Source organism: Rhizobium sp. O111, assembly GCF_055616315.1.
In genome coordinates this window covers 812994-825548 of record NZ_JBSHXL010000002.1, presented here as the reverse complement: position 1 = coordinate 825548, position 12555 = coordinate 812994, and the positions used below count along the sequence as shown (strand labels likewise).

The window sequence follows — 12555 nt, the reverse complement described above, 5'->3', positions numbered from 1 at the left end:
CTATTTCGCCCTTCCGGCAAAGCCACGCGGGAAGATGCAGATGATGCCGATGACGGCGAGGTAGAAGAAGAATTCCCCGAATTCGGGCATCAGGTAGCGGCCAGTCGTGTCGATGCCGCCAAGCACCAGGCAGGCGATCAACGCGCCGGGGATCGAGCCGGCGCCACCCACCGAAACGACGACCAGGAAGGTCACCATGTAGCGCAGCGCGTAGTATGGCTCGACCGGCAGCAACTCGGCCCCGACGACGCCACCGAAAGCCGCAAGCCCGACCGCGACCGCGAAGCTCAGCGCGTAGATGATCTCCGTGCGCACCCCAAGTGCGGCCGCCATCGCGGCATTGTCGACCGAGGCGCGCAGCTTCACCCCAAAGCTCGTGCGTTCGATCGTGAACCAAAGTGCTACGGCGACGCCAAGCCCGCAAACGATCGCGAAGAGGCGGTGAACGGGAATGGTGCGAAAGCCAAGGTCGGCTGAGCCCTGCAGGCTTTCGGCCAAGGGTATGGTCTTCAGCGTCGGTCCCATCGCATAGTTGGCAATGCCGATGATGCAAAAGGTGATGCCGATCGTCATCAGCACCTGCGTCAACTCGGGCGCGCCGTAGATGCGGCGATAAAGGAAGCGCTCCATCGGAATGGCAATGATGATCGTGCCGACCACGGCGGCGATGACGCCGATGCCATAGCCGAGCCCAAGGTCGCGCACCGCATAGGAGGCGATATAGCCGCCGATCATCGCAAAGGCGCCGTGCGCCAGATTGACGACCCGCATCAGGCCCATGGTCACCGAAAGGCCGATCGAGATCACGAACAGCACCATGCCATAGGCGAGCGCATCGACGGCTATGCTGAAGACAGTTTGCATGGGTTCGGTATGGTCCTTGTTATATACGAGGCAGACACTGGCGGGTTTTGCCCCGCGTGGCCCCTTATCCCTGGCGGCACCGCGAGGTTGAGCCGCTCGTCTTGACCCGTCCTTCGGCCCCCGAAGGACGGAAGGGATGTCAGGCACCGTGTTCACTTCCCCTCTCCCCAGCGGGGAGAGGGTAGGGTGAGGGGGCCTGCGGCACAACATTCACGTCGTGACCGCTGGCACACGGTCCACGTTTGAAGTCCTCACTTCACAGCCGCAAGCCCCGGATCGCCCTGCTTCTCGAAGGTCTGGATTTCCTTGTTGATGAACTTGCCGTCGTCACCCTTGGCGACTTCGCGCAGATAGATGTTCTGCGTGATATGGCGGCTTTCAGGATCGATGGAGACAGGGCCGCGCGGGCTCGTCCAGGCAAGGCCCTTAACCGCGTCGACTGCCTTTTGCGCATCCTGCTTCCCATCGGTCGCTTCGATCATCTTGTAGATGACATGCATGCCGTCATAGGCGCCGACAGCCGGGAAGGTGAGTTCCGCCGGGTTGCCGATCGCCTTGCCGGCTGCTTCGACGAAAGCCTTGTTCTCGGGGGAATCGTGCGACACCGCATAGTGGAAGGTGGTGAGCATGCCGAGTGCCGCATCGCCGAGCGCCGGCAGGTCGGATTCCTGCGTCAGGTCTCCGGGGGCGAAGAGCTGGATATTGGCGCCCTTCAGGCCGTTCTCGTTATAGGCCTTGACGAAGCCGAGCGTTGTCGGCCCCGACGGCAGGAAGGCGAAGACGCCCTGGGCGCCGGAGTCCTTGATGCGCTGCATGATCGGGCTGAAATCATTGGTGGCAAGCGGCATGCGGATCGCCTCGACGACCTCGCCGCCTGCCTTCTCGAAGCCCGCCTTGAAGGCGTTTTCGGCGTCGACGCCCGGCCCATAGTCACTGACGACGGAGATGACCTTCTTGACACCCTTGTCGAAGGCGACCTGCGCCATCGGCGTCGATGTCTGCCACGTGGTGAAGGAGGTGCGCACGACGAGCGGGCTCTTGGTAACGATCGCCGAGGTCGCGGCGTTCATGACCACGAGCGGCGTGTTGGCCTGCTTCAGGATCGGCGTGACGGCCATCGCGTCGGGGGTAAAATAGAAGCCGGCCAGATACTGGACCTTTTCCTTGACCACCAGCTCCTGGGCGAGCGACTTCGACTGTGCGGGGTCGGCGGCCGGGAGATCGCGATAGATGATCTCGACCGTGTTATCGCCGACCTTGTTGCCGTTGGTCGCCATATAGGCGTCGATCCCGGCCTTGAAATTCTTGCCCTGCAGGGCGAATGGACCTGAGAACGGGCCAACCACGCCAACCTTGATCGTGTCGGCATAAGCGCCCGAACCCATGAGCAGGGCCGCGGCGGCGGCCAGAAGCAGCTTCCTCATTCTTTCTCTCTCCCTTTTAAGCGACTCCAACGCCTTATTAGCGCGCGGCTAAAGTTTTCAGGTCAGTTTGTCATGCGAAACGGTGATGTAAAATGAAATAAATGCCATAATTCATGCTCTACAAGTTATGCATCGGCGGTGCCAAGACCGTTTATGTTGCTCGCCAGTTCATGCGCCAGGCACAGTGCTGCACCAGTGGCGATCGTCATTTGCGGCAGGACCAGCCATTCGAGCGTCCAGGCCGCACCGGAGCGCTCCTGCTCGTGCACCATGGAATGGTGGATCGCCGAGATCTGCGTCGCGTTGAAGCGCGCCAGTGCCACCAGTGTTTCGGCCGCGACGGGGTTCTGCTTGTGCGCCATGGCGGATGACCCACCGCCACCCGTCAATCCGATCTCATCTCCGGCTTGCGCCATCAGCGCGACGTCCTGGCCGAATTTGCCGAGGCTGCCTGAAATCTGTGCGAGGAGACCGGCAAATTCCGCGATGATGGCCCGTTGGCTCTGCCATTGCTGGATATCGACGAGACCAAGTTCCTGCGCCAGCGAACTGCGCACCGCTGACGCCTTGTCGCCAAGCTTATCGAGCGTGCCGGCCGCCCCTCCGAACTGTAGGGGAAAGCGCAGCGCAGTCAGCGTCTGGCGGTAGCCGGCGAACGGGGCTGACCAAGCGCGCAGCCTGTCGGCAACGGTGATCGGAATTGCCGCCTGCATGCGGGTCCGGCCCATCAGCGCCCTGTCACCAAAGGTCTGTTGCAGCTCCCCGAAGCGCAGCTCGAGGGCCGCCAGACGCGTCGCGAAAACAACGGCGACGGGCTTCAACCTCAGCATCAGGCTGGTATCGATAACGTCCTGGCTTGTGGCGCCGAGATGGACATGAGGGGACACGTCGCCGACGGCCGCGCGCAGCTGGCGAACGAGCTCGGGAACGACGACGCCGTCGCGGGCCGTGGCGGCGCGAAGAGCGGGGATGTCGGCGTTGAAAGAGGCGCAGGCGGCGGAAATCGTCTGCGCCGCTGGCTCAGGGATGACGCCATGGGCGGCCTCGGCGCGTGCAAGTGCCCCCTCGAATTGCAGCATGGCGCGGATATCGGCCTCGGCGGTGAACCAGGCCGACGTCTCCGCATCGCCGACAAGGCCGGAGAGAAATGGGTGGTCGAAGGCAGTCGCGCCCATGTGTCGTCCCGTTGTTCATGGTCTTCGGCGGATGTGGAATGAACGGTTCCGCTCCGTCGTCAGATATCGAGAAACACGGTCTCGTTTTCGCCCTGCAGCCGGATGTCGAACGTATAGGTAGAACCATCGCGTGCGGCAATAAGCGTTGCGACGCGATCCCGGTGTTCGATGCGCTGAAGCAGCGGGTCCGCGCCGTTCGCTTCTGTTTCTTCCGGAAAATACATGCGCGTCTGCAGGCCGACATTGATGCCGCGCGCGACGATCCAAAAGCTGATATGCGGCGCTTGTCTGCGTCCGTCCTTGAAGGGAACCTTCCCCGGCTTGACGGTGTCGAAGCTATAGACGCCATCCTCGGCGCGGGTTGGGCAGCGGCCCCAGCCGGTGAAATTCGGATCGGCTGCGCCGCGCATTTCCGACGGGCTGTTGTAGAGCCCGGCGCTGTCGGCCTGCCAGATCTCGATGACGGCATCGCGCACCAGCGCGCCGGCGGCATCGAAGATGCGACCGGTGACGGTGATCCGCTCGCCTGTTGTCTTGTCGTTGACCATCGCGATACCGAGATCGCGTTCGTACACGCCGCCTATATCGCAGAAATTCGGCGTCAGGCCGATATGGACGTAAGGGCCAGCCGTCTGCGAAGGGGTTTCCTTGAGATAGCGCAGTTCCTGGGCCATCAGTTGCCCTCCAGCTTGTTTTCGAACATCGTCGAGCGGCGGCCGCGAAGCACGATGTCGAACCTGTAGGCTCGGCTGTCCATGGGGATCGTATTGCCCCAATCCATCGGCGCGATCAGCTGTTCGATGGCGGCCTTGTCGGGGATCGTTCCGACGATCGGACACTTCCAGATCATCGGGTCGCCCTCGAAATACATCTGGGTGATCAGGCGCTGCGAGAAACCGTGGCCGAAGATCGAAAAGTGGATGTGCGCCGGGCGCCAATCGTTGACGCCGTTCGGCCATGGATAGGCGCCGGGCCTGACCGTGCGGAAAAAATAGCGACCGTCCTCATCGGTAATCGCGCGCCCGCAGCCGCCGAAGTTCGGATCGATCGCCGCCAGGTAGCTTTCCTTCTTGTGGCGGTAGCGCCCGCCGGCATTCGCCTGCCAGAACTCGACCAGAACACCGGCCTGAGGCCGCCCGCGTTCATCGAGCACCTGACCATGGACGATGATGCGTTCGCCGATGGCGCTTTCGCCCGGCTTGGCGAAGTTGTGGAGCAAGTCGTTGTCGAGTTCGCCGATCATCGCATGGCCGAAGACAGGCCCCGTAATCTCCGAGATCGTGCCGTCGAGCGAAAGAAGCGCGCGCTTCGGCGAGCGCAGGACCGAGGTCTTGTAGCCGGGCGCATAGGCCGGCGGATGCCAGCTGAGGTCGCGGGCGAAGAAGGCGCCCGTCTCGGGCTTACGGTTCGGTATTTCGGACATGACTTCCTCTCAAGCTGCCTTCTAGGCGTCCATCTGTTCGAAGACCTGCTTGGCGATCTTGATCGCGTGATTGGCGGCCGGGACGCCGGCGTAGATCGCCACATGCAGCAGCGCTTCGCAGATGTCGTCTCGGCTGGCGCCTGTATTTGATGTGGCGCGCACGTGCATGGCCACCTCGTCGTCCTGTCCGAGTGCGGCCAGAAGCGCGATCGTGACGATCGAGCGCTCGCGCTTGGTTAACCCCGGGCGCGACCAGACGTGACCCCAGGCGGCCTCGGTGATCAGATCCTGAAACGGTTTGTCGAATGCCGTAGAAGCGGCTTCGGCACGATCGACATGGCTGTCGCCCAGAACGGCGCGGCGGGTCGCCATGCCTTGCCTGTAGCGCTCTGAGGCAAGCGGAGTGTCACTCATGAGCTTTTCCATCTAATGCGAAGTCGATGAATGCGCGGATCACCGCCGTCAGCGCCTCGGGCTGCTCGACGCAGGGAATATGGCCGGCATCGCGGATGATTTCGTAGCGGGCGTTGGGGATGAGCTGTGCCAGCGATTTGACGAGGTCGGGCGGCGTCGAGCCGTCCTGGTCCCCGACGATGCAGATCGTCGGAACGGCGATCGCCTTCGCCGCTTCGGTAAGATCGGCATCGCGCACGGCGGCGCAGGTGGCGACGTAGCCGGCCACCGGCTGGCGAACGAGCATGTTGCAATAGCCGTTATACGCGGTGTTTTCCGGGCGGCGGAAAGCCGGTGTGAACCAGCGCTCCATGATGGCATCGCACATGCTGTCGATGCCGTTTTCTTCAATCGCCGAGATGCGCGTGTTCCAGCTGTCGGCGGTGCCGATCTTGTGGGCGGTGTCGCAGAGGATCAACGCGCTGACGAGATCTGGTCGCTGCCGGTAGAGCGACTGGGCAATCAACCCGCCGACCGAGAGGCCGCAGATGATGGCCTTCTTGATCTCAAGCGTTTCTATGAGGCCGATCAGGTCCGATGCGTGGTCCTCGATCGTGTAGGGCGTCTGGCCAACATCGGAGAGGCCGTGGCCGCGCTTGTCGTAGAGCAGTATGGCGAAATCGCCCGCCAGCCGGACGATCACGTCGCGCCAGATGCGGAAATCGGTGCCAAGCGAATTCGCAAAGACGAGAACCGGCTTGTCGGCCGGGCCGCCGATAACCTGGTAGTGGATCGCGATGTCGTTGACGCGGGCAAACTGCACTGGAAACTCCTCCTGACAGGAAATTGAATGTTTAATCTGGTTAGGTAAAATGATATTTCGTGGCGATCCTATAACTTCAGAGTTATGTAAGAGATGATCGACAGCCGCATAAAGTTCCGCCATCTGCAAACCTTTGTCGAGGTCGCGCGCCAGAAAAGCGTGATGAAGGCGGCCGAGCTGCTGCATGTCAGCCAGCCCGCCGTGACCAAGACGATCCGAGAGCTTGAAGGCGTTCTGGGCGTCGAAGTCTTCGAGCGCGACGGCCGCGGCATCAAGATCACCCGCTACGGCGAGGTCTTCCTGAAGCACGCCGGCGCGGCGCTGACGGCACTGCGGCAGGGGCTCGATTCTGTCACGCAGGAGCGCATCGGCGATGCGCCGCCGATCCGTATCGGCGCCTTGCCGACGGTATCGACGAGGATCATGCCGCAGGCGATGCAGCTCTTCCTGAAGGAGAACACCTGGAGCCGCCTGAAGATCGTCACCGGCGAGAATGCCGTGCTGCTCGAGCAGCTTCGCGTCGGCGATCTCGACCTTGTGGTGGGGCGTCTCGCCGGGCCGGAAAAGATGACCGGATTTTCCTTCGAGCATCTCTACTCGGAGCAGGTGGTCTTCGCTGTGCGAGCCGGCCATCCACTGCTGAAGACTAGGCAGTCGCACTTCAATGCACTCAGTGACTACACGGTCCTTATGCCGACCCGCGCGTCGATCATCCGCCCCTTCGTCGAGGGGCTTCTGATCGCCAACGGTGTGCCCAGCCTTCCGAACCAGATCGAAACGGTTTCTGACAGCTTCGGTCGCGCCTTCGTGCGCGCAAGTGATGCCATCTGGATCATCTCCGCCGGCGTCGTCGCCAACGACATCGAGGATGGCGCGCTGGCGGTGCTGCCAATTGATACGAGCGAAACCAAGGGTCCCGTTGGCCTGACCATGCGCAACGACGCCATCCCGTCGCTGCCGCTTTCGATCCTGATGCAGACCATCCGTGAGGCGGCCATGGAGGTGGCCTCCGGCGTGCCCAGCTCAAAGCCGGACGCTTAGAAGGGCAATCCGACGTAGTTTTCGGCCAGCACCGTCGCTGCGGCATTGGAATGCGTGAGATAATCGAGCTCCGCCTCCTGGATCTTCTGGCCGAAGTCGTCGGTGTCGGGGAAACGATGCAGCATGGTCGTCATCCACCAGGAGAAGCGTACCGCCTTCCAGACACGCGACAGTGCCAGTTGCGAATAGGCGTCGATCCCGGCGCGCGAACGCTCCGCGTAATATTCCGAAAGGCCTGAGAACAGGTAGTGCACGTCGCTGGCTGCAAGGTTTAGGCCCTTGGCGCCTGTCGGCGGGACGATATGTGCCGCGTCGCCAGCGAGAAACAGCCTGCCAAAACGCATGGGCTCGGCAACGAAGGAGCGAAGCGGGGCGATTGATTTCTCGAAGGACTGCGCGGTCCGCAGCGCTTCGGCATGATGCGCGGGCAGGCGGCGGCGAAGCTCGTCCCAGAAGCGGTCGTCGCTCCAGTCCTCGATTTTTTCATCGAGCGGAGCCTGGATGTAATAGCGGCTACGGGTTTGCGAGCGCATCGAACAGAGCGCGAAGCCGCGCGGATGGTTGGCATAGACCAGCTCATGACTGACGGGCGCGACATCGGCCAGAATGCCGAGCCAGCCGAAAGGGTAGACCCTCTCAAAGGTGCGGATCGACCTCTCCGGCGCCGCCTTGCGGCTCACTCCGTGGAAACCGTCGCATCCGGCGATGAAATCGCAGTCGATGCGATGGGTTACCCCATCCTTCTCGTAGGTGACGTATGGAGTATCGCCATCGAAATCGTGCGGCGTGACATTGGCCGCCTCGTAGATGGACGTCGCGCCGCTTGCTTCGCGGTGTTCCATCAGGTCGCGGGTCAGCTCCGTCTGGCCGTAGACCATGACGCGCTTTCCGCCGCTCAAGCCGACGAGATCGATGCGATGGTCGCGGCCATCGAAGGCAAGCGAGAAGCCGTCATGCAGCAACCCTTCGGCATGCATCCGTGCGCCGGATTTCGCCCTATCCATCAGGCCGACCGTGCCTTCCTCCAGCACGCCCGCCCGCACGCGGCCGAGAATATAATCCTTGGAGACACGGTCGAGTATGATGTTGTCGATGCCGGCCACAGTCAGCAGTTGGCCGAGCAGCAGCCCCGCGGGCCCCGAGCCGATGATGGCGACTTTGGTACGCATGTATCCTCCCAGCTTCCTCTCGCCCGAAGCTTAACGGCGTGTCACGCGCGCTCCAACGCGATGGCGATCCCTTGGCCGACGCCGACGCACATGGTCGCAAGGCCGAAGCGGCCGCCGCTGGCGGCCATCTCCAGCGCCGCCGTGCCGGTGATGCGCGCGCCGGACATGCCGAGCGGGTGGCCAAGCGCGATCGCGCCGCCGTTGCGATTGACGCGCGGATCGTCGTCGGCGATGCCGAGTTGGCGCAGCACCGCGAGACCTTGGCTGGCGAAGGCTTCGTTGAGTTCGATGACGTCGAACTGCTGCTGGGTCATGGACAGCCTAGCCATCAGCTTTTGCGAAGCGGGAACCGGGCCGATGCCCATGACGCGAGGCGGTACGCCGGCGGAAGCCCCGCCCAGAATGCGGGCGATTGGCGTGAGGCCGTATTTCTTAATGGCCGCTTCCGAAGCGATGATCAGCGCTGCGGCGCCGTCGTTGACGCCAGACGCATTGCCCGCGGTGACCGTTCCGCCCTCTCGCTTGAATGGCGTCCCGAGCTTGGCCAGCGCTTCGAGCGTCGTGGCGCGCGGATGTTCGTCCCGATCGAAGACAATGGCCGCACCCTTGCGCTGAGGGATCGAAACCGCGGCGATCTCCCTGGAAAGTCGGCCGTTTTGCTGCGCCGCCGCCGCCTTTTCCTGGGACCGCACCGCGAAGGCATCCTGATCGTGCCGACTGACATGATAGTCCTCGGCGACGTTCTCGCCGGTTTCGGGCATGGAGTCGACGCCGTAGAGCTCTTTCATGAGAGGGTTGACGAAGCGCCAACCGATGGTCGTGTCGTGGATTTCGGCGTGGCGCGAAAAGGCGGTATCCGCCTTGGGCATGACAAAGGGCGCGCGCGACATGCTTTCGACGCCGCCGGCGATCATCAGTTCGGCCTCGCCAGCCTTGATCGCCCGCGCAGCCGCGATGATGGCGTCCATCCCCGAGCCGCACAGCCGGTTGATCGTCGTGCCCGGCACGCTCGCCGGCAGGCCGGCGAGAAGGAGTGACATGCGGGCAACGTTGCGATTGTCTTCACCGGCCTGGTTGGCGCAGCCGAAAATGACATCGTCCACCGCTTCCCAATCCACAGAGGCGTTGCGCGCCATCAGTTCGCGCAAAGGGACAGCACCGAGATCGTCGGCTCGAACGGAGGCGAGCGCGCCGCCGAAGCGGCCGATCGGCGTGCGGATATAGTCGCAGATATAGGCTTCGCTCATGCTTCACCTCCCGAAAGCGTCGGCACGATAAGATCCAGGACCGGCCCGTCGATATGCAGCTTTGCGCCGGTCATGGCTTGCAGATCCTCGATCGCCAGATCCGGCAGCTTTTCCCGCAGCACGAAACGGCTGTCGACGATGTCGATCACCGCGTGGCTGGTGTAGACACGGGTGATGCAGCCAACGCCTGTCAGCGGGAAGGTGCATTTCTCGACCAGCTTCGGCTCGCCATTCTTGGTCACGTGCTCGGTGATGACGAAGACCTGCCGGGCGCCGTGCACTAGGTCCATCGCGCCGCCCACGGCGGGCACGCCCTTGGAACCCACCCGCCAATTGGCGAGGTCACCGTTCTCGGCAACCTGGTAGGCACCGAGGATCGCGACATCGAGATGGCCGCCGCGTACCATGGCAAAGCTGTCGGCGTGGTGAAAGAAGGCGGCGCCAGGTTTCAGGGTCACGGCGCGCTTGCCCGCGTTGATCAGATCCCAATCCTCTTCGCCCGCCGGCGGCGCCTCGCCGAAGTCGAGGACGCCATTCTCCGTATGAAAGATCGCCTGTCTGCCGGGCGGCTGGTAGCGCGCCACCATCTCGGGAAAGCCGATGCCAAGATTGACATAGGCGCCGTCGGCGATGTCCTGCGCGGCACGCCATGCAATCTGCGCGTTCGAGAGCTTGTTGTCGTTGCTCATGGGCGTGTCGCTCCCTCGCGGATCAGCTCTTCTTCCTGTTTGGGATCGGCAATCTCCACGACGCGATCGACGAAGATGCCGGGGGTCACGACGTGCTCGGGGTCGATGCCGCCGGGGGGCACGAGGCTCGAAACCTGAACGATCGTCTGCTCGGCCGCCATGCACATCAGGGGATTGAAGTTGCGGCCGGCCTTGCGATAGGTGAGGTTGCCGTGGGTGTCGCCGACATGCGCCTTGACGATCGCGAAATCGGCCTTCAGCCAGCGCTCCTGAACATAGGGCCGGCCATCGAACTCGGCGATGACCTTGCCTTGCGCGAGCTCGGTTCCGTAGCCTGTCGGCGTGTAGAAAGCGGGGATGCCGGCGCCGCCGGCGCGGATCCGCTCGGCAAGTGTTCCTTGCGGCACAAGCTCCAGCTCGATCTCGCCGGCAAGATATCGGTCTGTGAAAGCGCGCGGGTCGGACGAGCGGGGGAAGGAGCAGATCATCTTGCGGACCATGCCCGCATCGATCATCGCCGCGATGCCAATCCGTCCGTTGCCGGCGTTGTTGTTGATAACGGTCAGGTTCCGTGGCCCCTTGTCGATCAGCGCATGGATCAATTCGATCGGGGCGCCGGAGCCGCCGAAGCCGCCGATCATCACGACCGCTCCATCGCCAATCCCGTCGACCGCTGCGGCCGCGCTTCGCACTGTCTTGTCCATTGATCCTCCATTGCCGCCTGCCACCGGCAGCGCTCCAATTTGTAGGGGAGCGAGGTGTGGACGGCAATCGTGTTTGTGCGGTATGTAATATTTGTTCGAATATCGCACATTGGAGACGGCACATGCAGGTGAAGGAACGTGACATCATGGGTGGCCTCGCCAAGGGGCTGAAGGTGATCGAGGCGTTCACGGCCGAGCACCCGCGTCTCAGCATCTCTGAGGCCGCGGACATATCGGGCTACGACCGCGCGACGACACGGCGATGCCTGCTGACGTTGGCGGAACTTGGCTACTGCGCCTATGACGGCAAGTATTTCACGGTGACGCCGCGCGTGCTGCGTCTTGGAACCGGATGCCTCGCATCCATGCCGCTGCCGCGGATCGTTCAGCCATGGCTCGACCGGCTGTCGGAGGAGATCGGCCAAAGCACCTCGGTCTCGATCCTCGATGATGCCGAGATCGTCTACGTGGCGCGCGCGTCGCAGCGCCGGGTGATGTCGATCGCGTTGATGCCGGGATCGCGGCTTCCAGCCTATTGCACGTCGATGGGACGCGTTCTTTTGGCCGCACTTCCTTCGGAGCGGGCGCTGGAGTTGCTCTCGGCCGAACCGCTTGTGCAAAGAACGCCGAAAACGCAGACGGATGTGGGGGAACTCCAACGCATCCTGCAGGATGTGAAGGCCGCCGGCTACGCGTCCATCGACCAGGAGGTCGAGATCGGTCTTCGCTCGGTCGCGGTACCACTGGTCGGCGCGCGCGGGCAAGCGCTGGCAGCGCTGAATGTCGGCCTGGCGGCTACGGAAGAGCCGATGCAGGCGATGGTGTCGCGCTATCTTCCGGCGCTGCTGCGCATAAAGGCCGAACTGAGCGGAATTCTGGTTTAGGGCTCAGCTGTCCTGCTTCAGCAGACCGCGCGCGAGCGCATGCTCGACACCGCCTTCGATGTGCGCGGCAAGGATTTTCTTGGCCGAACCGGCATCACGTTCGAGCGCGGCATCGAGAAGCGCCTGATGTTCGCGTGACGCCACATCGCCGCGGTAAGATAGTGCCACCATCTGATAGCGCAGATACTTGTCGAAAATGACCGAATGCGTCTCGATCAGAAGCTTCGAGCCACAAGCCGAAATCAACGCCTGATGAAACTCCCAGTCATATCGCTTCCAGTCTTCCGCCCGGCTGGCGTCACCGGTCGCCATCAGTCGTTCCAGGCTGGCAAGCTTGTAGTGGGCGGATACGAGGCGCGCCTCCCACTCCATGTCGCCCTGCGCGAAGGACTGCTCCAGCGCATGCGTCTCCAGAAGCAGCCGCAAGGCGGCAATCTCTTTGAGGTCGGCGACGGAGACCGGGCACACCTGGAACCCTCGCTGGCCCTCTGCCAGCACCAATCCCTCCGAGGAAAGACGGTTCAGGATCTCACGCAGCGTGCTGATCGAGGTCTCGTAGGATTCCTTCAGCGCATCCAGCTTCAACTTTTGGCCCGGTGCGAGCCGGCCGAAGATGATGTCGGCACGGATGCGGCGGTAGCTGCTCTCCGCGATGGTCTCGTTTTCTGTCTGCTGCAACATCACGATGCTCTGCTATTTCGATGCGAACTGTGCCGTGC

Annotated in this window: 14 protein-coding genes; 2 read left to right on the top strand and 12 right to left on the bottom strand. The window is 62.9% G+C overall.

Annotated features, from left to right (window positions below):
- The 7 genes from ACVTFQ_RS23360 to pcaD all read right to left on the bottom strand — a co-directional run bounded on the left by ACVTFQ_RS23360 (position 1) and on the right by pcaD (position 6102).
- Positions 1 to 864, bottom strand: coding sequence for a branched-chain amino acid ABC transporter permease (locus ACVTFQ_RS23360; RefSeq protein WP_113176962.1), 864 nt, complete (start codon positions 862 to 864; stop codon positions 1 to 3).
- Positions 865 to 1115: 251 nt separating this feature from the next.
- On the bottom strand, positions 1116 to 2288 hold the full coding sequence (locus ACVTFQ_RS23355) for an ABC transporter substrate-binding protein (RefSeq protein WP_113176961.1): 1173 nt from the start codon (positions 2286 to 2288) through the stop codon (positions 1116 to 1118).
- A gap of 125 nt (positions 2289 to 2413) precedes the next feature.
- A complete protein-coding gene (locus ACVTFQ_RS23350) occupies positions 2414 to 3463 on the bottom strand; it encodes a 3-carboxy-cis,cis-muconate cycloisomerase (protein ID WP_113176960.1) in 1050 nt (349 codons plus the stop codon).
- Between the two features lie 59 nt (positions 3464 to 3522).
- Positions 3523 to 4137: a protocatechuate 3,4-dioxygenase subunit alpha gene (pcaG, locus tag ACVTFQ_RS23345; protein ID WP_113176959.1), complete on the bottom strand. Its 615-nt coding sequence runs from the start codon at positions 4135 to 4137 to the stop codon at positions 3523 to 3525.
- On the bottom strand, positions 4137 to 4886 hold the full coding sequence (pcaH, locus tag ACVTFQ_RS23340) for a protocatechuate 3,4-dioxygenase subunit beta (RefSeq protein ID WP_111562499.1): 750 nt from the start codon (positions 4884 to 4886) through the stop codon (positions 4137 to 4139). Before pcaH ends, pcaG begins: the two co-directional genes overlap by 1 nt.
- Before the next feature lie 21 nt (positions 4887 to 4907).
- A complete protein-coding gene (gene pcaC / locus ACVTFQ_RS23335) occupies positions 4908 to 5300 on the bottom strand; it encodes a 4-carboxymuconolactone decarboxylase (RefSeq protein WP_113176958.1) in 393 nt (130 codons plus the stop codon).
- The gene (gene pcaD, locus ACVTFQ_RS23330) at positions 5293 to 6102 is read right to left on the bottom strand and encodes a 3-oxoadipate enol-lactonase (RefSeq protein ID WP_113176957.1); all 810 of its coding nucleotides are present in this window, start codon (positions 6100 to 6102) and stop codon (positions 5293 to 5295) included. The genes pcaC and pcaD overlap by 8 nt, the downstream gene beginning before the upstream one ends.
- A gap of 93 nt (positions 6103 to 6195) precedes the next feature.
- Between pcaD and pcaQ the strand changes: the two genes are divergently transcribed.
- A complete protein-coding gene (gene pcaQ, locus ACVTFQ_RS23325) occupies positions 6196 to 7143 on the top strand; it encodes a pca operon transcription factor PcaQ (protein WP_113176956.1) in 948 nt (315 codons plus the stop codon).
- Here pcaQ and pobA read toward each other — a convergent pair.
- The 4 genes from pobA to ACVTFQ_RS23305 are packed head-to-tail and all read right to left on the bottom strand — an operon-like array spanning position 7140 to position 10952.
- On the bottom strand, positions 7140 to 8312 hold the full coding sequence (pobA, locus tag ACVTFQ_RS23320) for a 4-hydroxybenzoate 3-monooxygenase (protein WP_113176955.1): 1173 nt from the start codon (positions 8310 to 8312) through the stop codon (positions 7140 to 7142). The two genes, pcaQ and pobA, sit on opposite strands and share 4 nt — an antisense overlap.
- Before the next feature lie 41 nt (positions 8313 to 8353).
- Positions 8354 to 9559, bottom strand: a complete 1206-nt coding sequence (gene pcaF / locus ACVTFQ_RS23315; RefSeq protein ID WP_113176954.1) for a 3-oxoadipyl-CoA thiolase — start codon at positions 9557 to 9559, stop codon at positions 8354 to 8356.
- Positions 9556 to 10248 (bottom strand): CoA transferase subunit B, encoded by a 693-nt coding sequence (locus ACVTFQ_RS23310; RefSeq protein ID WP_113176953.1) that lies wholly within the window; start codon positions 10246 to 10248, stop codon positions 9556 to 9558. Before ACVTFQ_RS23310 ends, pcaF begins: the two co-directional genes overlap by 4 nt.
- Positions 10245 to 10952: a 3-oxoacid CoA-transferase subunit A gene (locus ACVTFQ_RS23305; protein ID WP_113176952.1), complete on the bottom strand. Its 708-nt coding sequence runs from the start codon at positions 10950 to 10952 to the stop codon at positions 10245 to 10247. The genes ACVTFQ_RS23310 and ACVTFQ_RS23305 overlap by 4 nt, the downstream gene beginning before the upstream one ends.
- 122 nt (positions 10953 to 11074) lie before the next feature.
- On the opposite strand from ACVTFQ_RS23305, the gene ACVTFQ_RS23300 reads away from it, so the two are divergent.
- Positions 11075 to 11836 (top strand): IclR family transcriptional regulator domain-containing protein, encoded by a 762-nt coding sequence (locus ACVTFQ_RS23300; RefSeq protein ID WP_113176951.1) that lies wholly within the window; start codon positions 11075 to 11077, stop codon positions 11834 to 11836.
- A gap of 3 nt (positions 11837 to 11839) precedes the next feature.
- Here the strand turns inward: ACVTFQ_RS23300 and ACVTFQ_RS23295 are convergent, their stop codons facing one another.
- Positions 11840 to 12517 carry a GntR family transcriptional regulator gene (locus ACVTFQ_RS23295; protein WP_112435482.1) on the bottom strand — a complete coding sequence of 226 codons (678 nt, stop codon included), beginning with the start codon at positions 12515 to 12517 and terminating at the stop codon, positions 11840 to 11842.
- Positions 12518 to 12555: the final 38 nt, after the last annotated feature.